This window comes from Parapedobacter defluvii (genome assembly GCF_014642075.1).
GTDB lineage: Bacteria > Bacteroidota > Bacteroidia > Sphingobacteriales > Sphingobacteriaceae > Parapedobacter > Parapedobacter defluvii.
Genome location: NZ_BMIK01000004.1, coordinates 72,649 through 96,636, shown reverse-complemented (window position 1 = coordinate 96,636; position 23,988 = coordinate 72,649). Strand labels below are relative to the sequence as shown.

At 51.6% G+C, this 23,988-nt stretch carries 17 protein-coding genes; 15 read left to right on the top strand and 2 right to left on the bottom strand.

Annotated elements, in window-relative coordinates; translation table 11 throughout:
• Positions 1-111: 111 nt before the first annotated feature.
• The 6 genes from uvrA to IEX60_RS08570 all read left to right on the top strand — a co-directional run bounded on the left by uvrA (position 112) and on the right by IEX60_RS08570 (position 9,644).
• Entirely contained in the window at positions 112-2,979 is a 2,868-nt protein-coding gene (uvrA, locus tag IEX60_RS08595) for an excinuclease ABC subunit UvrA (protein ID WP_188749557.1), read from the top strand.
• An 11-nt stretch (positions 2,980-2,990) separates the two neighbouring features.
• The gene (gene mutL / locus IEX60_RS08590) at positions 2,991-4,814 is read left to right on the top strand and encodes a DNA mismatch repair endonuclease MutL (protein WP_188749555.1); all 1,824 of its coding nucleotides are present in this window, start codon (positions 2,991-2,993) and stop codon (positions 4,812-4,814) included.
• 15 nt (positions 4,815-4,829) lie between these two features.
• Positions 4,830-5,564: a rhomboid family intramembrane serine protease gene (locus IEX60_RS08585; protein ID WP_188749553.1), complete on the top strand. Its 735-nt coding sequence runs from the start codon at positions 4,830-4,832 to the stop codon at positions 5,562-5,564.
• 69 nt (positions 5,565-5,633) lie between these two features.
• The gene (locus IEX60_RS08580; protein ID WP_188749551.1) at positions 5,634-6,515 is read left to right on the top strand and encodes a rhomboid family intramembrane serine protease; all 882 of its coding nucleotides are present in this window, start codon (positions 5,634-5,636) and stop codon (positions 6,513-6,515) included.
• The gene (locus tag IEX60_RS08575) at positions 6,515-7,639 is read left to right on the top strand and encodes an endonuclease/exonuclease/phosphatase family protein (protein ID WP_188749549.1); all 1,125 of its coding nucleotides are present in this window, start codon (positions 6,515-6,517) and stop codon (positions 7,637-7,639) included. Before IEX60_RS08580 ends, IEX60_RS08575 begins: the two co-directional genes overlap by 1 nt.
• Before the next feature lie 676 nt (positions 7,640-8,315).
• Positions 8,316-9,644, top strand: coding sequence for a PhoH family protein (locus tag IEX60_RS08570; protein WP_188749547.1), 1,329 nt, complete (start codon positions 8,316-8,318; stop codon positions 9,642-9,644).
• 88 nt (positions 9,645-9,732) lie between these two features.
• On the opposite strand, the gene IEX60_RS08565 is transcribed toward IEX60_RS08570, so the two are convergent.
• Complete coding sequence (locus IEX60_RS08565) at positions 9,733-11,109, bottom strand: methyltransferase RsmF C-terminal domain-like protein (protein ID WP_188749545.1); 1,377 nt, start codon at positions 11,107-11,109, stop codon at positions 9,733-9,735.
• Positions 11,110-11,214: 105 nt separating this feature from the next.
• Between IEX60_RS08565 and IEX60_RS08560 the strand changes: the two genes are divergently transcribed.
• Together IEX60_RS08560 and IEX60_RS08555 are read left to right on the top strand one after the other, a co-directional pair.
• Positions 11,215-12,387, top strand: coding sequence for a purple acid phosphatase family protein (locus IEX60_RS08560; protein ID WP_188749544.1), 1,173 nt, complete (start codon positions 11,215-11,217; stop codon positions 12,385-12,387).
• A gap of 35 nt (positions 12,388-12,422) precedes the next feature.
• Positions 12,423-13,505, top strand: coding sequence for a hypothetical protein (locus tag IEX60_RS08555; protein WP_188749542.1), 1,083 nt, complete (start codon positions 12,423-12,425; stop codon positions 13,503-13,505).
• A gap of 14 nt (positions 13,506-13,519) precedes the next feature.
• Here the strand turns inward: IEX60_RS08555 and IEX60_RS08550 are convergent, their stop codons facing one another.
• Positions 13,520-14,827 carry a MutS-related protein gene (locus tag IEX60_RS08550; protein ID WP_229717491.1) on the bottom strand — a complete coding sequence of 436 codons (1,308 nt, stop codon included), beginning with the start codon at positions 14,825-14,827 and terminating at the stop codon, positions 13,520-13,522.
• Between the two features lie 60 nt (positions 14,828-14,887).
• Here IEX60_RS08550 and IEX60_RS08545 point away from each other — a divergent pair, with 60 nt between their 5' ends.
• From IEX60_RS08545 to fabF, 7 genes are all read left to right on the top strand, one after another.
• Positions 14,888-15,568, top strand: coding sequence for a response regulator transcription factor (locus IEX60_RS08545; protein WP_188749538.1), 681 nt, complete (start codon positions 14,888-14,890; stop codon positions 15,566-15,568).
• Positions 15,569-15,578: 10 nt separating this feature from the next.
• Positions 15,579-16,934 carry a sensor histidine kinase gene (locus IEX60_RS08540; RefSeq protein WP_188749536.1) on the top strand — a complete coding sequence of 452 codons (1,356 nt, stop codon included), beginning with the start codon at positions 15,579-15,581 and terminating at the stop codon, positions 16,932-16,934.
• Between the two features lie 62 nt (positions 16,935-16,996).
• Complete coding sequence (tatA, locus tag IEX60_RS08535; protein ID WP_229717483.1) at positions 16,997-17,221, top strand: twin-arginine translocase TatA/TatE family subunit; 225 nt, start codon at positions 16,997-16,999, stop codon at positions 17,219-17,221.
• Positions 17,218-18,516: a TolC family protein gene (locus IEX60_RS08530; RefSeq protein WP_188749534.1), complete on the top strand. Its 1,299-nt coding sequence runs from the start codon at positions 17,218-17,220 to the stop codon at positions 18,514-18,516. Before tatA ends, IEX60_RS08530 begins: the two co-directional genes overlap by 4 nt.
• 14 nt (positions 18,517-18,530) lie before the next feature.
• Positions 18,531-19,607: an efflux RND transporter periplasmic adaptor subunit gene (locus IEX60_RS08525; protein WP_188749532.1), complete on the top strand. Its 1,077-nt coding sequence runs from the start codon at positions 18,531-18,533 to the stop codon at positions 19,605-19,607.
• A gap of 3 nt (positions 19,608-19,610) precedes the next feature.
• Positions 19,611-22,706 (top strand): efflux RND transporter permease subunit, encoded by a 3,096-nt coding sequence (locus IEX60_RS08520; RefSeq protein ID WP_188749529.1) that lies wholly within the window; start codon positions 19,611-19,613, stop codon positions 22,704-22,706.
• Positions 22,707-22,749: 43 nt separating this feature from the next.
• Positions 22,750-23,988: a beta-ketoacyl-ACP synthase II gene (gene fabF, locus IEX60_RS08515; protein WP_188749527.1), complete on the top strand. Its 1,239-nt coding sequence runs from the start codon at positions 22,750-22,752 to the stop codon at positions 23,986-23,988.

Below are 23,988 nucleotides of genomic sequence, written 5' to 3'. Positions count from 1 at the left end.
TTTCACCGATAAACCATTATCTTTAGCGGCGGGCGAAAGGCCGATGAACTTGCATATCAGGGCAAATTTATCTAATTTTGCGTACCACGTGATTATTTTTAGTAAGGGTACATGACGAAACAAATGACGCCCAATCCGGGTGAATCCCACGAAGGTGGCGAAATACAGGTATTCGGCGCACGCGTACATAACCTCAGAGACATTGATGTAAGTTTTCCCCGGAATGAACTGGTTGTCGTTACGGGATTGAGCGGCAGCGGAAAGTCTTCCCTGGCGTTCGATACAATCTACGCCGAAGGACAGCGCCGGTACATGGAAACATTCAGCGCGTACAGCCGGCAGTTTCTCGGGGGCATGGAGCGTCCGGATGTTGACAAGATATCGGGACTCAGTCCCGTGATTTCCATTGAGCAGAAGACCACCAGCAAGAATCCGCGCTCGACGGTGGGTACGATTACGGAAGTATACGATTTCATGCGCTTGCTTTTTGCCCGGGCGGGGGAAGCGTATTCCTACGTGACGGGAAAAAAAATGGAACGGATGTCGGAAGACCAGGTGGTTGACCGCATTATCCAGCAGTTTGACGGGCAGGCGATTAACGTGCTGGCGCCAGTGGTAAAAGGGCGCAAAGGCCATTACCGGGAACTGTTTGAACAGATCCGTAAACAGGGCTATGTGAAAGTGCGGGTAGATGGGGAGTTGTTGGATCTGGTACCCAAAATGCAGGTGGACCGCTATAAGATCCATGATATTGAAATGGTCATCGACCGGCTACAGGTTTCGGAAAAAGACCGGAAACGCCTGTATGCCTCGGTGATGCAGGCGATGAAAGCTGCTAAAGGAATCATCAAAATCAGCGACAAGGCCAATAACGAATATTTTTACAGCCGCTACCTGATGGATGCGGAATCCGGCATTTCCTACGACGAACCGCAACCGAACACCTTCTCGTTCAATTCGCCTTACGGGGCCTGCGAACAATGCGACGGCCTGGGTTATGTGTATGAAATAGACCGCGATGCCGTCATCCCCGACCCGAAGCTCAGCATTCAGAAGGGGGGTCTTGCTCCCCTGGGGGAATACCGGGATACGTGGAACTTCCAGGTGCTCAAAGCGATAGCCAAAAAATACGACTTTTCACTGACCACCCCCATCGAAAAGCTTACGGATGAACAGTTGAATATTCTCCTCAACGGTGCGGAAGAAGAGGTCGTTGTGCCGGTAACCTACAGCAGCTGGAACACCAAGGACTATAAGATTTCCTTTGACGGACTTTTCAAAATGCTGGAAGACCAGAACGAGCGCCTGGGATCAAACGGGCAGAGCCTGGATGAATACCGTGCGCAGAAAGTCTGTCCGGCCTGCCACGGTGCCCGGCTCAAAAAGGAATCGCTGCATTTCAAGATCGCCGGCCAGAACATCCATGAACTGGCGGTGATGGACATCACCGCGCTGGCCGGATGGTTCCGGGATGTGGAGCAACGGCTGGACGAACGGCAAACCATCATTGCCACGGAAATCCTGAAAGAGATACGCGCCAGGCTGGGATTCCTGCTGGATGTAGGCCTTACGTACCTGACGCTGGACCGTACGGCCAAGACACTTTCGGGCGGGGAGGCACAACGCATACGGCTGGCTACGCAAATCGGGTCGCAGTTGGTCAACGTGCTGTACATCCTGGATGAACCCAGCATTGGCCTGCACCAGCGCGACAATGAGCGGCTTATCAAGGCCCTCAAAAACCTCCGGGATATCGGCAACTCAGTCCTCGTGGTGGAACACGACAAAGACATGATCCTTCACGCCGATTACGTGATTGACATGGGACCCGCGGCGGGAGCGCATGGGGGGCTGGTGGTGGCGCAGGGCAAGCCGGATGACATCAAACAAGCCGACACGCTTACCGCGGCCTACCTAAACGGCCGGAAGGAAATCCGCGTGCCGGAAAAACGCAGGGAAGGAAACGGCCACGTCCTGCGGCTATCGGGAGCCAAAGGCAACAACCTGCGGAATGTGAGCGTGGAGTTTCCCTTGGGGAAGCTCGTGCTCGTAACGGGGGTTTCCGGAAGCGGCAAATCCAGTCTGATTACGGAAACGTTGTATCCCATTCTGAACCGACATTTCTTCCGGGCGAAGAAAGCGCCCCTGCCCTATAAAAAAATAGAAGGCCTGGAACACATCGACAAGGTGATCGAAATCGACCAAAGCCCCATTGGGCGTACACCGCGGTCCAATCCCTCCACCTATACGGGTGTCTTTTCGGATATCCGTGCGTTGTTTGTGCAGCTGCCCGAATCCAAGATCCGGGGGTATAAGCCGGGGCGTTTTTCCTTCAATGTGAAGGGTGGGCGCTGCGAGACCTGCCAGGGAGCGGGGATGAAGGTCATCGAAATGAATTTCCTGCCCGATGTGCAGGTACCTTGCGAAACCTGCAATGGCAAACGCTACAACCGTGAGACGCTGGAAGTACGTTATCGGGGGAAATCCATCGCCGACGTGCTGGATATGCGCATTGACGAGGCGGTCAGCTTTTTCGAAAAAATTCCTTCGATTTACCGTAAAATAAAAACCTTGCAGGATGTCGGGCTGGGTTATCTTACGCTCGGGCAATCGTCGGTAACCCTCTCGGGGGGCGAGGCGCAGCGGGTAAAGCTGGCTACGGAGCTTTCCAAAAAGGATACGGGCCAAACTTTTTACATCCTGGATGAACCGACCACGGGACTTCACTTTGAAGACGTTAATGTGCTGCTGGGCGTGCTTAACCGTTTGGTGGACCGTGGAAACACGGTATTGGTGATTGAGCATAACCTGGACGTCATCAAGGTGGCGGACTGGGTGATCGATCTCGGTCCGGAGGGCGGCGCCGGCGGCGGAGAAATCCTGTTCAGCGGTACGCCGGAAGACCTCGTTGCCTGCGAGCGGAGCGAAACCGCGCGTTTTCTTGCCCTGGAGATGCGCGGAGTAGGGACGTTTTCGTAACTTCGCAGCGTATGTCAGACGTTATCCAACTCTTGCCGGATGCCGTGGCCAACCAGATTGCCGCGGGAGAAGTGGTGCAACGCCCGGCATCGGCGGTGAAGGAATTGATCGAGAATGCAATTGATGCGGGAGCCGACAAAATCCGGCTCATCGTGAGAGATGGGGGCAAATCGCTCATACAGGTGATCGACAACGGCTGCGGCATGAGTGTGACTGACGCAAGGCGCTGTTTCGAGCGCCATGCTACCTCAAAAATACGGAAAGCGGAAGACCTGTTTGCCATCCGTTCGATGGGATTCCGGGGAGAAGCCCTGGCCTCCATCGCGGCCATCGCGCATGTAGAACTGAAGACGCGGCGCGTGGAAGATGAATTGGGTACGCTTATAGAGATCGAAGGCTCGAACGTGGTGCGGCAGGAGCCGGAAGCCCTTCCCGCAGGAACCAGCATTGCCGTCAAGAACCTGTTTTACAACATACCGGCAAGGCGCAATTTTCTGAAAAGCAATCCCGTGGAAATGCGTCACATCGTGGATGAGTTCCAACGGCTGGCGTTGGCACATCCGCGCATTTTCTTTACGTTCCATAGCGACGATAACGAACTGTTTCACCTGCCGGGCGAAAGTCTCAAACAACGGATTGTCCATATTTTTGGTAACAGTTATAACCAGCGGCTTGTACCGGTGGAAGAAGAAACCACCATCATCAACCTCAGGGGGTTTATCGGCAAGCCTGAATATGCGAAGAAAACACGGGGGGAGCAGTTCTTTTTTGTGAATAACCGCTTTGTGAAAGACCCATACCTTAACCATGCGGTGGTGAAGGCGTATGAAGAAATTCTGCCCCCCGAGAGCTATCCGCTCTACGTACTGTTTATCGAGATTGATCCGGCGAAGATCGACATCAACGTCCATCCCACGAAAACGGAGATTAAATACGCCGATGAACGGGCGATCTATGCCATTATCCAATCGGCCGTAAAACGATCGTTGGGGCGTTATAACATCACACCCACCCTGGATTTTAACCAGGAGACCGGATTCAGCCAAATGATCCGTCCGAAACCGCTGGAGGAGATCACGCCACCCTCGATTACGTTTAATCCGGATTTCAACCCATTTGAGAATGGGAAATCCGGTGGCGGCAGACAGTCATCGCCGATCCCGCAAAACTGGGATACGTTGTACCAGATTTCACAGAAAGAAGCGCCGACCCAGCTTGGACTCCACAGGGATGAAGAAGAGTTGTCGGCAGAACAGCCGCAACCGGGAAAAAAGCAGCCTTTTCAGCTGCACAACCGGTACATCGTGTCGCAGATCCATTCGGGATTTATTTTGATTGACCAGCAGGCTGCGCACGAACGTATCCTGTTTGAACAGTTTTGCCAGCAGCTGGAAAACCGGAAGGGTGCCAGCCAGCAGAGCCTGTTCCCACAGACGGTTACACTGAATGCGGCTGACTTCCAACTGATCAGTGATTTATTGCCCGATATCCAGGCACTGGGTTTCCAGATCCGGGAGTTCGGCAAACATACGTTTGTCGTCGAGGGCATTCCGGCCGACCTGACCTCGGGCATGAGCGAGCGGCAGGTGTTGGAGCAGCTGCTGGAAGATTACAAAAATAACCAGGCCGCCTTAAAATTGCCAAAGCGGGAGAAACTGGCCAGAAGCCTCGCGCGGCACGCAGCTATTAAATCCGGCACCGCACTGTCCACAGATGATATGGCTGAATTGATTGACCGGCTGTTTGCCTGCGAGATGCCTAACGTGTCATTGAGTGGCAAACCCGTGATCCTTACGTTTACACTGCAAGAACTGTCTGAACGGTTTGAGCGCTAATTTTGAAAGAATATTATGTTTAACAACACCGCATCACCGTTTTCAGGAATACCACCCGTTGTCAAGAATCTATTGATTGTTAATATCATCTGTTTTGTCGGCAGTGCGCTTATTTTTCCGGGAGCAAACCGATTGTTTGGCGTATACTATCCGGACTCTCCCGGCTTCCACATCTGGCAGGTTATCACGTACATGTTTATGCATGGAGGGTTCACGCATATCTTTTTCAACATGTTTGCGTTGTTCATGTTCGGCCCGGTTTTGGAGCAGGTGCTGGGGTCGAAACGCTTCCTGAACTATTACTTGATTACGGGGCTGGGGGCACTGTTACTGCAGTTCGGCGTACAGGCGCTGGAGGTATATAGCATTGCCGACTCCGTTTCGGCCAGGCAGCTGATTGCGGACGTCGATGTCATTCAGCAGAGCATAAGCGTGAATTCAAGCCTGACGGAAGCGGAAGGGCAGACGCTCCGCTCGATATACACGACGCCGATGGTGGGTGCTTCGGGAGCCATTTACGGCTTGCTGATCGCTTTTGGCTACCTTTTCCCGAATACGCCCCTGATGCTGATTTTCCTGCCGGTACCCATCAAAGCGAAGTATTTTATTCCGGTGATGATTTTGATTGAGCTGTTTTTGGGCATTTCCCGAACCGGTAGTTCGATTGCGCATTTTGCGCACATCGGTGGAGCCCTGGTAGGTTTTCTGCTGATCAAGTTCTGGAAAATCCGCCGGCCGAATTATTGGTAAGGATTCGATGGGGAAAATGATTCAGAAAAAAAATTCATATATTAGCGACTCTTATCAGGAAGTATGGCGATGAAGAGGTCATGGATTGGCGATTTATGGCACAAGGCTTTCCGTTCCGGGAATCCGTTGTACGTATTGATTGCCATCAACATCGTGGTATTTTTAGGGCTCGGCATTTTGTCGCTGGTTACGGCTTTGGGTATCACGCGCATACCCTTGTCGGATTATGTGATTTCCTGGTTGCAACTTCCGGCATCCGCGTCGGATTGGTTATACCGGCCCTGGACAATCGGCACGTATATGTTTACGCAGCAGGGGCTGTTCCATATCCTTTTTAACATGCTCTGGCTATTTTGGCTGGGCATTATTTTTCTTGATTTCCTAAAAAAGAGGCAGCTCACATTCGTTTATCTTGCAGGCGGTCTAGCAGGTGGTGCGTTGTACCTGCTTGCGTATAACCTGATTCCTATCTTCCGCGCAGATGCTTACCGTACGGTTATGATCGGTTCTTCGGCCAGCGTGAGTGCAGTGGTATTTGCCACGGCAACGTTGTTGCCGGACTATACCATCCGGCTGCTGTTATTCGGCAATGTCAAGTTGAAATACCTGGCACTGGCGTTTATAGCGTTGGCTATTTTAGCCGTGGGGGGGCTAAACGCCGGCGGAAATATCGCCCATATCGGCGGAGCACTATTCGGCTTCGTTTACATCAAACGGCTGCAGAACGGACGGGATTGGAGCCGTATATTAGGAGGAAGGGAGCGTAGGAAGCGTAAACTCCGCGTAGTACGCAACGATGTACCACCACCCCATGAAGAACCGCTGGTCCCAAACCAGGAAGTAATCGATCGCATTTTAGATAAAATTTCTCAGTCGGGTTATGACAGCCTGACAAAAGCCGAAAAAGAAGCCTTGTTCAAAGCCAGCAAGCAAGGACAAAATGAATACTGATGGCAGCGAAATCACGCCGGTTAAAACGACTGAACTTCTTCAGCAGATCTGTTTTATGGACTAATTTTTTTGCAGTTGGGGGATTGCTGTTAAGTTACCTAGCCCCTGTCATTAACCCTCAGGCGTTCTGGCCGATTGCTTTTTTTGGCATCGCTTACCTACCCCTGCTGCTTATCAACGTACTGTTTATTATTTACTGGCTGGTTCGCCGGGTAAAGTTTGCCGTAATTTCTGCTTTTGCAATCCTTATTGGATGGGGTACGCTGGCTAAGCATTTCGGATTCCATGCAAAGGTTTCTGCGTCGGAAATCGTTTTACGTGACAGTAGCGACATCCGGCTGCTTACCTATAACGTTCATTTTTTCAGGACCTTTGAGCAGGAGGACACCGAGCTGACCATTCGGAAAGAAACGATGCAGTTGATGGACAGCATCTCTCCCGATGTCATCTGTATCCAGGAATACTATACGCGGCAAAAGGGGAGGAACCGGATGGCCAAGGCATTTGAACGGGAGATGGGAATGCCGTATTACTATTTTCTGCCCACGGCAGAGAATGATTACGAAGCGTATGGCCTGGCGATCTTTTCCCGGTATCCGATTGTTGCATCGGGCTATCTCCCGAACCATGAGCACGGTGTGAACCGGGTGATTTACGCAGATATTGATAAAGGAGGGCGTATTTTCAGGGTATACAATGTCCACCTGCGTTCCATCGGTTTCCAAAAGGAAGATTACGAATTCATCAAGAGCCCGGCGAAGACCCTAGAGAAAGACGCGGCATCCACCAAGCGTATCGGGGCACGGCTGAAATGGGCCTTTAGTGCCCGTAGTGACCAAGCCGATGCGCTCCGGAAACATAGTCAGGAGTGTGAAATTCCCTATCTCATTGCGGGAGATTTCAACGATACCCCTTTGTCATACGCGGTGAGCAACGTATCGTCTGGTCTGCAAAATGCGTTTCGCGAAAAAGGCCGGGGCTGGGGGGTAACCTACAATGGGGATTTTCCCAATTTTCAGATCGATTACATTTTGGCCAGCAAAGATTTTAAGGTAGCCCGGTATCAGATCATCAAGGCTAAGCTATCGGATCACTATCCCGTATGGGCGGATCTGAAGCTATAAAAAAAACGGAAGGCCTCTTCTTTCGATTTGAACCTTCCGTTTTTAACCTTAATTACAGCCGTAGCTGAAAATTCAGGTATCAAGTCAAGTATCTTTGTCGGCATTTGTTCCTTGCGTATGCACGGAAGGCATCGCAATTCCATCATGCATTTGCTACCTTATACCTTCTCCGTAGAGAACAGTGAAAAGTAACAACCCCACTGCGTATGTTTTTGATTGAGCCTACCCCTTTTACAGGGCATTTGGCAACTTCCATCGGCATGACACCTTTGGAACCAATCCATCGCTAAAGTAATCCTGAAATAGTTACCTGTTGGCACTGCTTCGTTTGTGGATACTCATTTGGGCGATTCAAAGAACTTCGTACTTGATATTGTCTAAGGTAGTAACAAAATACTTATGTGCCAAGAAAAAAATGAGTTATTTTATTAACATGTTTTCCACCTAGAATGCTTGGGTTATCCACATTTTGTTTGTCCCGAAACATTGGGTTAAGTAATCTTTACGTAACATAAGCATAAGGTTTTACACATTTTACGTGGATATAATTATCCACACTGCACCGCAAAATGCGGATGATCTGTATTGCACTTTTCTTCTTAAATTCTAGTTTACGCTCCTAGAAATAATGAAAAAACAGTAATTTTATGTCTTCAATTGGAGCAAGCAGGTACCTATGGCGGCATCCCGTAAAATTTTTGTTCTGGATACATCTGTCATTTTGTATGACCACAACGCGCTGAACAACTTTCAGGAGCACGATGTGGCGATTCCTGTGCAGGTGTTGGAGGAGCTCGACAACATGAAGGGGGGCAATGAAACCCGAAATTTTGAGGCACGCGGTTTTATCCGGTTGATTGACGAACTTTCGCGCAAAAAGCTGATTAACCAATGGGTACACCTCAATGGGCAGACTAAGGGTAAATTCCGGGTGATCCTTTCGGGAAAACCGCAGCGCATGGATGCGGAAAAGATTTTCGGCAACGATAAGTACGATCACCAGATCATCAATGCGGCCCTCATTCTGATGGAAGAAAATCCGGACCGGAAAGTCGTTCTGGTATCCAAAGATATCTGCCTCCGTTTGAAGGCTAAAGCACTCAACCTGCCTGCGGAGGATTATGAAACCGGAAAGATCAAGAACGTGGAAGCGCTTTATACCGGTAAGACGGTACGGAACGATTTCCCCGATGAACTCGTTGAAACGCTGAAGAACAAAACCAGCGTACCTGTGGGGAATATACCGCTGGACCATATCGGAGCAAACCATTTCTATGCCATCCGACATAACCGGAAGACGTTATATGCGTTTTATCATAGAAGCTCGCAAACCCTGACGCCCGTATCGACGGCTCCTGTTTTCCGGATCAAGCCGCGAAATCCCGAGCAGGCGTTTGCACTTCATGCGTTGCTTGATCCGGCAATCCGCTTGGTAAGTATCCAGGGCAATGCCGGCACGGGAAAGACCTTGCTGGCGCTGGCAAGTGCATTGGAGCAGCGCAAAAACTACCGACAGATCTACATCACCCGGCCGGTCATCCCGCTGAGCAACCGTGAAATCGGTTTCCTGCCGGGAGATGCAAAATCCAAAACCGATCCTTTTTTGGCTCCTATATGGGACAACATCCGCTTTATCAAGGAACAATATGCGGACGATGAAAAGATGCTCGAAAAGATCGATGAGCTGATCGCAACAGAAAAGATTGCCATCGCCCCGCTTGCTTTCATCCGGGGCCGTACGCTGACCAAGATTTTCTTTATTGTGGATGAGGCACAGAACCTGACACCGCATGAAATCAAGACCATCATTTCGCGTGCGGGTGAACACACCAAAATCGTCTTTACAGGTGATATCTACCAAATCGATACCCCCTACCTTGATGCCGAAAGCAATGGGCTGTCTTACCTTATCGAGAATGTGAAAAATCATCCCCTGTATGCCCATGTTACGTTACAAAAGGGTGAACGGAGTGAATTGGCCAACCTGGCAAATGATCTGCTTTAATTAATTGATAGTTGATAGTTGACAGTTGATAGTTGACAGTTGATAGTTGACAGTTGACAATTATCCATTATCCATTATCCATTATCCACTATCCATTATCCATTAAAATCCGCCATTCTTTCGGGTAATAGTTGTTGATGCGGTTTGGAAGCATTTTCATCCAACCCAAGGAAGCCCCTTCATACGAAGCGATTACCCAGCCGGTAAGCCCCTCCGGATTGACCGAGAGCGGAAGGTTACCCTTGCGGAGGTATTCCAACGCCTGTGCACGATCCAGCGGTACAGTGGGGATACCGGGATGGCGGGCTAGACTCAGGGCCAGGTCATGCGCGGGTACAAGTGCTCCCTTTGCCATGCGGCCAACCCGTGTGCCTGCATTGCGTAGATAAAGCATCTGCTGAAGAATGCGCAGATCGCTTTCCCTTCCGTTGGGAAGGATGTGTATATCGTCGCCAACGGGAAACAAAAAGAATTTTTCAGGATGAATCACCCAATTTTCCAGTGCAATGGATGGGTTAGAGCGCTCTGTTTTTGGTTTGGGGCGGTCGAACGAGGGTTGGCCTACGACCTTACGGAATGCAGCCAGGAAAAAGCCCTCCCCCCGCAACCGATGCGGATAGAAGCGGAAGCAGGGGCATGCATGCCGCTCCGATTGTGTCTGCTCAATGCCCCATGCGTCATTTACCGGGATAGCCACGGGTTCCATGCCTTGTGTTTCACACAGCCAGTCGGCAATTTCTTCGTTTTCCTCAACGGAATACGAACAGGTGGAATACAGCAGAATACCTCCTTCTTTGAGTGCGGGGAGACTGTCAGCCAAAATCCGGCGCTGCCGCTCGCTGCATAGCTGCACCATGCTTTCCGACCATTCGTTGAGGACCGCCGGATCTTTGCGGAACATCCCCGATCCGGAACAGGGTGCATCGACCAGCATGAGATCGACGTACCCCGGAAGGCGTGAGAATGCCGAAGGGTCGTTGTTGGTGACAACCGTATTGGAATGTCCCCAGCGGACAAGGTTGTCGGCCAGGACGATAACCCGGCTCTTGATGAGTTCGTTGGTAATGAGCAGGCTGTCGGGATGCAGATAGGTGTTCAGCAGTGTACTCTTTCCCCCCGGGGCCGCGCAGAGGTCCAATGCGACAAGTGGTTGTCTCTCCAACGCCAACTCCCTAATGACGTGGGCAATAAACATAGACGATGCTTCCTGTACATAATAGCAGCCCGCATGGAACAAAGGATCGAGGGTAAACACGGGACGCTCGGGTAGGTAATAACCCGTGTTGCACCAGGGCACGGGATCCCGATCAATAGACAAGGACGGGGGAAAAGGCGGCTTGTCTGGATTGACCCGGATGGAGGTGACGCCTCCCTCCTGCTTATGCACCGCTTCAAAAGCGTCTGTATCAAAACCTGCGAGGTTGCCTAGTCTGCGTACCAAAGGAGGTGGGATGATGTTGCTCATACGATACAAAATTACGGATTTAATCCAGCCCTGCTTGTGGTTTAAGTGGGAAAAGAAATACTTTGGCTATCTTGCATGCCTATGGAATGTAAAACACTAAAGAACATGAATAAATCGGTCTGTTTCCTATTATGCTGCTTCCTGAATGTTACGGTGTGCATTGCACAAACCAAGATTTCCATCACCCATGGGCCTTATCTGCAGGCATTGCACGACACGGGTGTGACGATCGTCTGGACAACCGATAAGGATGCGGTGGGTTGGGTGGAGCTTGCCCCGGATGACAGTACCCACTTTTACCGGGAAGAACGGCCCAAGCATTTTGCTTCCAGCCACGGTTTCAAGGATGTATCCAAGCTGCACAAGGTGACGTTGCGCGGGCTTCAGCCGGGGGTAAAATACCGCTACCGGGTATATGCACAAGAAGTAATCAGCCACGTGGGTACCAATGTCCAGTACGGGCAGGTCGTGGCCACGCAGGTATATCAGCGCGCACCGTTGAGCTTTACAACGAGCCGGCCGGATCAATCCAGCCTTTCGTTTGCAATTGTCAATGATATACACGGCCGTAACGACGTGATGAAAAACCTGTTGGGCCAATTGGACTGGCCAGAGACGGACCTGGTTTTCTTCAATGGAGACATGGCCAATGATTTGCGGAGCGAAGAGCAGTTGTTTGCCCATTACATGGATACCGCGACCGCGTTATTTGCTTCGGAAATCCCGATGTATTATGCGCGGGGAAACCACGAGACGCGGGGAAATTTCGCAAGTGCATTTCCCGATTATTTTCCCACTACTTCGGGACATCTTTATTACGTATTCAGGAGAGGGCCGGTCTGTTTTGTTGTGCTCGACTGTGGAGAAGACAAGCCCGATAGCGATATCGAGTACAGCGGAATAGTTACTATGGACGAATACCGCACCCAGCAGGCCGAGTGGCTGAAAGAAGCACTTCAGCGTCCGGAATACCGGGAGGCCCCTTATAAGGTGGTTGTCTGCCACATGCCGCCTTTCGGCGGTTGGCATGGCGAGGAGGAAATTGCCCGAAAATTTGTTCCGTTGTTGAATGCGGCGGGCGCCCAGGTCATGCTGAGCGGTCACCTGCACAGGCACATGAAACGGGAAGCACAGCCGGGAAACCATCAATTCCCCATATTGGTTAATTCGAATAACAATATGTTGAAAGCGACAGCCGACGGTCAGCGCCTGCATATTGACGTCGTCGATCAATCGGGGAAAACGATCGATTCGATTACCTTGTACCCAAGCCATTGATGGGATATTCTTATTTTTTATGTTTATTTGCGGCGATGAAGCAGGGAACATTCCGACGCGTTATACTGCCTATTTTCAGCATAGGCCTGCTGTGGGGTCTCCACGGATGTCAGTTTACAGAGAGCGGCCGCTCATTCGCAACGGGAGCAACGGCTGCGGAAGATACCGTAGCGATAAACGAAGATACCGTGGAAACAAAGGAAGACACTGTGGCAAAGCAGGTAAGATCTACTACCGTCGACTCGTTGGAATACCACGCGCTTGTCCGCGATCTGGCTGAACACGACACCACCGGTCGATGGCCGGTAGCGGAACAGCCTGTTCCGCTCACAGGGGCAATCTTGCCATATAAGCGGATCATTGCCTTCTACGGAAACCTCTATTCGGCTAAAATGGGTATTCTAGGTGAATTACCACCGGACGATATGCTGGCTAAGCTGGACGGGGAAGTCGCCGCATGGAATGCGGTGGATACGTCCACAGAAGCGATTCCTGCCTTGCATTACATCGCCGTAACGGCACAAGGCAGTGGGGGAAGGGATGGAAAATACCGATCGCGTATGCCGTTCAGCCAGGTAGATTCGGTGCTGCGCATTGCAAAGAAAAGGGACGCACTGGTGTTTTTGGATATACAGGTGGGCTTCAGCACGTTGGCGGATGAACTGCCCCGCTTGGATACATTTCTGCGCATGCCCCACGTACATTTGGGTATTGATCCGGAGTTTTCGATGAAAGACGACCTGCCGCCGGGAAAGCGGGTCGGTCATTTTACAGCCGAGGACATTAATTTTGCGGCATCGCACCTGGCGGAATTGGTTCGTGAGCATGATCTCCCACCAAAGGTGTTGGTCGTCCATCGTTTCACACAAGGAATGGTCAAAGATTACAGCCGGATAGCATTACGGCCCGAGGTGCAGGTGGTGATCAATATGGACGGATGGGGTGCTCCGGCATTGAAAAAGAACACCTATCAGTCATACATTTTCCGGGAACCAGTACAATTTACCGGGTTTAAGTTCTTTTACAAAAACGACCTGATACCAGCTCCGCACCGGATGATGACGGTTGAGGAAGTGAATAGCTTTATACCGAAGCCGATTTATATCCAGTACCAGTGATGAGGGCTTTGATGCTATTTTAAAAGTTCAAATATGCCCTCATTCTGTAATATCCAAAGGCCAATTCGGTCGTCGGTTATGCCCCCGCGCAGTTGGTAGTCAAATACAGGTCTTTCTTTTTCCATACGGCTGGGCAGGTAATTAAATGCAATTTTTCCATTGGTGGAAAGTGCCTGTGCAACCTCTACAATGTGGGTTGAGACCATGAAGAAACCTTTGCCAAGTCCGGAAAAGGCCTGTATGATACGGAGCGAACCGTCGTACGCATCTTTGATGTTGGTGCCCCGGAACAGCTCATCAAAAATAACCAGCAGGCGATCCGACTGATGGATCTGCTGTGCTACCAGCTTGACGCGCTTTACCTCACTGTAAAAATGGCTGTAACCGTCGTTGATGTTATCGGCCAGGTTAATGGTGGTGATCAATCCATCCAGGATACACGTTTCCATGCGGCTTGCCGGAACCGGAAACCCGATGTGGGCGAGGTATACCGCAATACCGGTCGCTTTCATCAAGGTGGATTTGCCCGACATGTTGGCGCCGGTAATGAAATTTACCCGTTTGTCGGTATCCAGGATGACAGCATTGGCCACCGGATTGCTAACCAAAGGATGGAAGACGCCTTCCAGGCTCAAGTTTTCCTTTTCTTGAAAGGTGGGGAACGTAAACCCCCGTGCCCTGGAAGTGCTGGCCACGGCGTAGTAGGCATCGAGGAAATACAGCTGATCGAGCAAGGTAAGGGTTTCCTGGTAGTATTCCTTGCGCAAAAGGAAGTCAATCTGCTCCAGGGTATAGCGCTTCAGGCGGCGTTGGGGAGCATTTACCAATTTTTTAAGTATCGGGTGTTGCGTCAGTTTGTGCAACGATTCCTGCAGATCGGCCAGCAATGGAATGTTGTTTCCTTCGGGATGGGTTTCGCCAAACTGCTTGATAAACATCAGGGTATCGACCATCTCCGCAATTCCCCGGCGTTTGGCATAAAAAGCCTGGTTGGGCGAAAAAAAGAATTTAACCGTATTGCGGATGCCACGGTAAACGGAAAACGACACCGGCCGCTCGGGGCTTTTCAGGTAGTAATCCAGAAAATCCACGGTGGTTTTGTCCAACCGCAATTCGTCCACCTGATCCATAAGGAACCGGATTGTTGCGCTTCGTTGTTGGAGCTGGTTGAGGTCGGTAAGCGGCTTACGGAACAGTTCACGCAATGCATCCTCCCCTCCGTACGTGATGGTTTTGTTAAAGCAGGCGAATACACTGTCAGGCCCATCGTCCAGTAATTGCAGATCGGAAAGGGTCTGTTTATCGGTGTAAAAGGGGTCCATCACACAAATATACATTTCCAAAATTGGATTTCGCAGTCCTTAACGTTAACTTTGGCCTACATGAACATCTTGCTCGTTGAAGATGATAGCCGCATCAGTGATTTTGTCATCAAAGGTCTGGAGGAATCCGGGCATACGGTCGCGCTGGCACGTACCGCCGAGCTGGCAAGGGACTGGATAGGCGATCACGAATGGGACGTCATCCTCATGGATATCATGTTGCCGGGTATCGATGGGGTGCAGCTGACGAAGCTGATCCGCTACCGGCGTAACCACACACCCATTTTGGTACTCAGTGCGTTAGACGGTCCCGATGATAAAGTTACGGCGCTGGATAGCGGAGCAGACGACTACCTGGTAAAGCCCTTTCACTTTAAGGAACTGCTGTCGCGCATCAACGCCCTGGTGCGCCGAGCACAGCTGTCCCGCCAAGGCGGCGGGCAATCGTATCACAGCGGCCCTTTGATTGTCAATACGGATGAACACCGGGTAACGCTGCACGGCGAAGAGATCGAGCTGTCGCCCAAAGAATACAAACTGCTGCTGTATTTGGTCGAACACCGCGGTCGCGTACTGCCAAGAACACAGTTACTTAACGCGGTTTGGGGCATTAACTTTGACAACAGCACCAATGTGGTGGATGTTTACATTTCTTATCTCCGAAATAAAATTGAGAGACAGGGAGTCAAGTTCATCCATACGGTGAAAGGTACCGGTTACCTGTGGAAAGAACCCCAATGAAATTCCGGCCATGACCATCCGCAACAGGCTTACCTTGATTTCGTCGCTCACGTTCGGTGTGGTATTTGCCTTAGCGGCGTTTGTGGTCTACTATATGTTTGTGGTCACTTCCGAACGGATCATTTTCAGTGATCTGCAAAAGACGGGGTTGCTATCCGCTATGTTTTACCTGGAAGAAGATGAGCTTTCTACCCGCGAACACAATCGGATACGGACAGACTTTGAAGTGGAGATGCAGCAGACAGACGTCAAAGTATACGATCATTCCGGCAGGCTGCGCTATGGCAACGGGCAGTTCAGGGAAGCGGTCACGCCCGCGATGCTGCAACGTATCCGGGAAGAAGGGCGGGTGCGGTTCAAGACTGAAGGGTATTACTACTATGGCCTGCACTACCCAGACAACCAAGGTGACTTTGTGGTGGTGGTGGCGGCAGATCATTCCTTTTTTACGGCACAACGCAATCAGTTGCTGCTCGCGATGGGCACTGCACTCGCCATTGGCCTGCTGCTTATTTTTCTGCTGAGCTATGCATTATCTCGGATCGCCTATCGGCCGATTTCATCCGTCATCCATCAGGTGAACCAACTTCAAGCCCACAACCTGGAACGCGCATTGACCCTGCCGCGCACCAAAGATGAGCTGCATGAGTTGATTGATACCTTCAATGGGTTGCTGCTGCGGCTTTCGGAGAATTTTGTCATCCAAAGAAACTTCATTAACTACGTATCGCACGAGTTCAAGACACCGTTGGCATCCATCACGGGCAACCTTGAAGTATTTGCGCAGCGTGAGCGTTCACCCGCCGAGTATAGAAAGGTAAGTGAAACGGTGCTGGCGGAGGTATCACAGTTGGAACATATGCTCAATAACCTGATGATACTGGCGGGTCTTCGCACGAATCCACAAGGCAGTGTAATGTATCGCTTAGACGAGCTGTTATGGGATGTAATGGACCGGATTTTCGAACGGTGGCCGGAAGTTAAGCCGCTGCTGAGTCTGGATGTTTCCGTGGCCGATGCGGATCGCCTCGTTGTAAAGGGGTATCGTAACCAGCTGCAGATGGCTGTTTACAATGTGATTGACAATGCCGTGAAATATGCATGCGGCAAGCCGGTTACCATCGCGCTTGCTGAATCGGACGGGGCGCTTCGATTGACGGTTCAGGACCAGGGACCGGGCATACCCCCGACGGAATTGCAGTTTGTGCACCAGCCCTTTTACCGGGGCAGCAATGTGGGCGATACCAAGGGAAGCGGTATCGGCCTCTCCTTAGCCGTGCTTATCTGTAAGCAAAATGATGTTGCTTTTTCCCTCACCTCAGATGCGCGGGGCACCCAGGCTACGTTTATCTTTAGGCAACTTTAACCCCGCTCTAATCCCGTTCTAATGTTGTGCCGTTACTTTTGCGGTCAAACGAAATAAGAACGATGGTTTACGGAAAATTGGTTTTGTTGGGCATTATGGGTATCGGCGGACAGGAGATGCTGCTGATCGTGCTGGCCTGCCTGTTGCTATTCGGGGGAAAAAAGATACCGGAATTGATGCGTGGCCTCGGTCGCGGTGTGCGTGAGTTTAAGCGTGGACAGGAGGAGGAGCCCGAGCCGGAAGGCGATAAGACGGATAAGGATTCGGACAAGGAGGGGCACCTATGAAAATGGGTTTTCGTTACCTGGCGGTGGTGGCATTTTGCTGCGTGGCAACAGGAACCCACGGGCAATACGCTCCGGACACCTTGGCGGTAACCCCTACGGAGGCCGAAGCGGTCTTCCTGCAACGCAATCTGCGCTTGTTGGCCGGTAAGCTGGATATCGATATGGCCAAAGCGCAGGTAATACAGGCCAAATTATGGCCCAATCCGGTGCTGTCCATCGGAGAAGTCAATCCTTGGTCCAACCGGGATGCCGAAGTGCTGGGCCGCCTTTTTGGCGATTGGGGCAACCACGCTCAGGTGGCGGTGGATGTCGAACAACTCATTCAGACGGCAGGCAAACGCCGGAAACGCATCGCCGTGGAGGAGGCCGGCCTGGTCGTGGCGGAGCACTCCTTTGAGGACCTGCTCCGAAGCCTGCAAGCCGAGTTCCGCACCGAAATGGCCGAATTGTACCGTACCCAGGCGGGAATGGTTGTTTACCAGGGGGTATTGGGACAGCTGCAGCAATTGCTGGGTGGGTATCAGCGTCAGGTCGCACAGGGCAACATCAGCCGCAGCGAATACATGCGATTGCAGGCCTCCGAAGTAGCACTAATGAAAGCCATCGATGATCTCCGGCGGGAGAATGGGGAGGCCCAACGGCAGTTAAAGACGCTCATGGGGCTGACACCACAACAGGAGTTGATCCTTACCGGCGGGGGGGGGGGCACGGACATCCCCATCGATGTCCTTAACGCGCTGGATGCACCTACCCTACAGGAATGGGCAAATACCCACAATGCCGAACTTGCAGCCCTGCAATCGGGCACAGTTCAGGCCGATTGGCAATTGCGTTACGAGCAGGCGCAACGGGTGCCGGATGTTACCGTTAGCGCGGGCTATGACCGAGGAGGTAACATCATGCGTGACTTCGTGGGGCTCGGTATCGCAGTGGACCTTCCCTTTTTCAACCGTAATCAAGGCAATATCAAGGCCGCTCAATTGGCCTTGGCGCAAAGCAGATTGCTGGCAGACGACAAAAAGAATGAAGCGGAAAGCGAAGCCATCCGGATATGGAAAGACCTGCTGGCTATCATTGCACGCAGGGAACACATGGGGACACAGTATGAAGCCGACATGGATACCCTGCTGGCGAGCTACCACCGGAACTTTGCCGAACGGCACATCAGCCTATTGGAATACCTCGACTTTTTGGAGGCGTATTTACATTCAAAAGACACCCTGCTGGATACCGAAAAAGAATTGCGTGTGCAATACGAAGCGCTCCGGTACCACGTGGGGAATCAACTTCCCTGATAAAAAATAGACGTATGATAAAACGGTATAGTTGGTTTGTGCTATTGCTGGCCGCTGCATGCGAGCCGCGAGAGCAACTGGTTGAAGAAAAGCCTACAGGCTTCTGCCTGAGCGAAAGTTTGCGCAGTCAACTGGCGCTGGATACCTTGCAGGAGCGGGGTATCACCCAACATATTACGTTGACGGGTGAGGTTTCCTACAATCCGGACAAGGTGGTGCAATTCGTAAGCTGGGTAACGGGTGTGACTGTGCAAACCTTTTTTTCCCTGGGTGATTTCGTGAAACAGGGACAACTATTGGCCACACTGAAAAGTCCGGCACTTCATTCCCTGTTGGCCGAAAAGCGAAGCCTTGAATCGCAGCGACGGCTTGCCGAACGCGAACTGGCTGCGGCACAGGGCCTGCATGCGGACCATATTGCCTCGGATCGGGACCTCGCAGAAGCGAAATCGACACTTGAAAAGCTGGATGCCGAACTGGGGAACATCGAGGCGAACCTATCGCTTTTTCATCCCAACCCGGCACAGGGTACTTTTGAGATCCGCTCGCCTTCTTCCGGTTACATCGTGGAGAAAAACATCAATTCGGGTATGCCAGTCAACGATGGAGACAACCTGTTTACGGTATCCGGACTCGACGATGTGTGGGTGATGGCCAACATATATGCAACCGACATGCAATTTGTGAAGGAGGGCATGGATGCCGAGATCCGCACGCTGGCTTATCCCGGAGTGGTTTTCCATGGGCGCATTTCGGCACTTCCGCAGGTGTTTGACAGTAATGAGCGCGTGCTCAAAGCTCGTATTGTGATCGCCAATGAGGGACTGAAGTTGAAACCGGGGATGTCTGCCGATGTTGTGGTGACCCGCCGTACCGGCAAATCGACGGTTGCCCTGCCTGCAGACGCCGTTATTTTCGACGACAACCAATATTTTGCCGTGGTATACGGCGGAGACTGCGACCTTCAACTGCGACGCCTTTCCTTGCTTGCCCGCGACCAGGAATGGTGTTTCGTAAGCGAAGGGTTGAAGGCTGGTGAATGCGTGGTTACAGAGAACCATTTGCTCATTTATGAAAAAATAAAAGGATAGGGAATGAAGAAGCTGGTTCAGGGGGTGGTTTCCTTCTCGCTCAAAAATACATTCATTGTCTTTTTCTTCACCGCGCTGCTGCTGGGGGTAGGCATTTATTGCCTCGTGCATACCCCCATTGAGGCATATCCCGATGTGACGAATACCCGCGCGCGTATCATTACCCAATGGCCCGGGCGAAGTGCAGAGGAGGTAGAGAAATTCGTTACACTACCGATATCCAAAGAAGTCAATACCATCCCCCGCAAAGCGGAGGTACGGTCTATTTCGTTGTTCGGGTTGTCCGTAGTGACGCTAATCTTCGAAGATGGGATGGACGACTTCTATGCGCAGCAGTATGCATCGAACCGCTTGCAGGGGGTTGACCTGCCCGAAGGGGCCACTGCGGATATCGAACCTCCTTCGGGCGCGACGGGTGAAATCTTCCGGTATGTGGTAAAGAGTGATCTGCCCATTAAGGAGGTCACCGCCATACAGGATTGGGTCATCGAACGTGAGTTGGTGGCCGTACCGGGCGTGGCCGATGTGGTGAGCTTTGGTGGAGAGGAGAAAATATATGAAATCAAGATCAATCCAACCGAACTGGTCAACTACGACCTGTCCCCATTGGATGTGTATGAAGCCGTGAGCAAAAGCAACATCAATGTGGGGGGCGATGTCATCCAACGCGGAGATCAGGCCTACGTGGTGCGCGGTATCGGCCTGCTTGACAAAGAGGAGGATATCGAGAACATCCTCATCACGGTGAAAGGAGGTACTCCCATATTGGTGAAGCATGTCGCCCAGGTGGTGGTGTCGGCCAAGCCACGGCTCGGCAAAGTCGGGCTTCAGGACGATGACGATCTGGTGGAAGGTATCGTCATTATGCTCCGTGGGGAAAATCCCGGAGACGTCATCGCCCGGCTAAAAGAAAAAATTACGGAACTCAATGAGCGCATCCTGCCGGTGAATGTCAAGATCGTTCCGTTTATCGACCGTACCGAGTTGGTGGGGGCGACGGTCCATACCGTAAGCAGGAACCTGATCGAAGGCATCGTGCTGGTATCGGTAGTTGTCTTTATCTTCCTATTCAATTGGCGCACCACCGTCATCGTAGCCTCCGTTATCCCCCTGGCCTTTCTCTTTGCCATCGTTATGCTGCGTATTCAGGGATTGCCTGCCAACCTCATTTCCATGGGTGCATTGGATTTCGGGCTTCTGCTGGAAGGAACGCTGGTGATTGTCGAAAGCGTATTCGTCGGCATGCGCAAGCGGGCTGATTTGGTGGGCATGGAACGGTTTAATCGTTCAATCAAGCTGGGCATCATCAAAAAAAGTGTAGCCAGTGTAGCTACCTACGTTTTTTTTGCACAGTTGATCCTGATCGTCGCCTTGCTTCCTATTTTCTCCTTTCAGCAGGTGGAAGGCAAGATGTTTTCACCATTGGCATTTACCCTGGGGTATGCCCTGCTGGGTTCACTCATTCTTAGCCTGACCTATGTACCTGCCATGTGCAAGGTCCTACTGCGGCGGAATATCCGCGAAAAAGAGAACTTTATTTCCAACGGATTCCACCGTGGGGCGTCGCTTCTATTTGAGTGGAGCCAGCGCCATCGGCGACTGACGCTGGTTGGCTTTTCCGTATTGGTGGTTGGCTGCGGCGTACGTTTTTTATTTTATGGTTCCGAATTTATTCCGAGCCTGAACGAGGGAGCGATTTATGTGCGGGCAACCTTACCCAACAGTGTCAACCTGGACGAATCCGTACGGCTGGCCAATGAGATGCGTCAGAAATTAAGGGGCTTTGAGGAGGTGGAATTTGTGATGAGCCAGACGGGAAGGCCGAACGATGGAACCGATCCCACCGGTTTTTTCAACATTGAATTCCACATCCAGTTATTTCCCGAATCGGACTGGAAGCGGAAGATCAGCAAAGATGAGTTACTCAGCGAAATGCGTGCGGAACTGGAAGCCTATCCCGGCATCAACTTTGGGTTCAGCCAACCCATCCAGGACAATGTGGAAGAATATGTAGCCGGGGTAAAAAGCGCGTTGGTTGTCAAGATTTTTGGTGATGACCTAGGCCAGCTGGAAGATTATGCGGGTCAGGTGGAAAAGGTCCTGGCAACGGTTCGGGGTATTACGGATCTGAAAGTCTATAAAAACATCGGGCTACCGGAGTTGCGTATTCAACTGCACGACAGCAAGATGGCCCGCTATGCGGTGAATACGGCTGATGTACAGGCGGTAGTGGCAATGGCGATCGGCGGGCAAGCGGCTACGCAATTTTATGAAAACGAACGGTTGTTCGATGTGCGTCTGCGTTTTCAGGCTGCGTATCGCGATGATGATGAAAAGATCGGCAACATTTTGATTCCTACCATGGATGGTAAGTCGGTACCACTCCGTGAAATCGCCACGATTGGGTTTCATACGGGGCCGACGTTCATTTATCGTGAAGGAAGCAGCCGCTACATCGGCGTGGGGTTCAGTATCGAGGGGCGTGACCTGGGAAGCACGATTGCCGACGCCCAGCGCAGCGTAGCGGCGGAAACGAATATTCCAAAAACGAACAAAGTGGAATGGGCGGGCGAATTTGAAAGTAAGGAACGGGCTTCGCGTCAATTGGCTGTGGTAGTGCCCATAGCGTTGGTGTTGATTCTGTTTCTGCTGTACTTCAATTTTGGCAATTACAAAGACACGTTTGTAGCGCTGGGCACGATCCCCTTTGCCTTTGTGGGCGGGTTTTTATCGTTATGGGCGACGGGCACGGTGTTTGGTATCTCCGCGGGAATCGGTTTCATCATCCTGTTCGGTGTCAATACGATCAATGCCATTATCCTTATTGCGGTGATGAAAGAAAATCTGTTTCGCAGGAAGTTGTCCCTGGCAGCAGCCATCCGCCAAGGCGTGTACAGCCGTATCCGTCCCATCGTTATGATTGCCCTGATGGGCTCCATGGGATTACTGCCGGCAGCACTTTCGACGGGAATGGGATCCGAAATCCAAAAACCATTGGCCATTATGATTGTGGGCGGATTGCAGGTTTGCATGCTGCTTTCGTTCACCGTACTGCCGCAATTGTTTTATTGGATGTACCGGAATGAGCGGGTAGGCTAGCTAACCGGTTTAATTTGCTATTTTTGCCGGAAATTTTGAAACTATGACAAGAGTGGTCGTCACCGGCATGGGAGCTGTTACGCCCCTGGGCAACGATGTGAAAACATTTTGGCAAAACCTTATCAGCGGCGTAAGCGGAGCTGGAACCATTACCCGGTTTGATGCAAGCCAATTCCGTACGCAGATCGCCTGCGAGGTCAAGGGATTTTCGCCGGAGCGTTATTTGAACCGGAACGAAATCAAGCGGAGCGATCTCTTTACCCAATATGCGCTGTATTCGGCTTCGCAAGCGCTGGAAGATTCGGGGCTGGATCTTTCGGCAATGGATCCATTTGATATCGGCGTGATCTGGGGGGTGGGCCAAGGTGGCATGGAGACCTTCGAGGAGGAGGTGACCCAATACGTCACAGGCGGATATACACCCCGTTTCAGTCCATTTTTTGTTCCGCGGCTGATTGTGAACCTTGCCTCGGGCATGATCTCGATGAAGTTCGGGTTGCAGGGTATTAATTACACCGCTGTTTCAGCCTGTGCAACCTCTAACACCGCCCTGATGGATGCGTTTAATTACATTAGGATGGGTAAGGCGAAAGTATTCGTAACCGGAGGTTCTGAGGCGCCGATTACGCCGGCTTCCATCGGTGGGTTTTCGGCCATGAAGGCGATGTCTATGCGCAATGCGGACCCCCAGCACGCAAGCCGTCCGTATGATCGGGACCGGGATGGTTTTGTGATGGGTGAAGGTGCAGGAGCCCTGATTTTGGAAGAATATGAACATGCAAAGCAACGAGGTGCCCATATTTACGCCGAATTGGTGGGAGCTGCTATGACGGCAGACGCCTATCACATGACGGCACCCCATCCCGAGGGAATCGGTGCTTCCAAAGCTATGAAACTGGCGCTGAAAGAGGCGGGGGTATCCTCCGCAGGGGTAGATTACCTCAATCCGCACGCAACTTCTACGCCGATCGGCGACATCAGCGAGCTAAAGGCGGTGAGTGCCGCCCTGGGTAATACGGAAAACCTGCGCATCAGTGCCACCAAGTCGATGACCGGACATCTATTGGGTGCCGCTGGCGCCATTGAAGCAATTATCGCCATAAAGGCAATCAACGATCAGGTAATTCCGCCAACCATCAACATTGCATCGCTTGACGAGGCGGTTCCGCAGGGTATGCACATCGTCATGAACGAAGCGCAACCCCATAAGATCAACGTAGCGATGAGCAATGCATTCGGTTTTGGCGGACACAATGCCACCGTGGTTTTCCAGAAACTATAG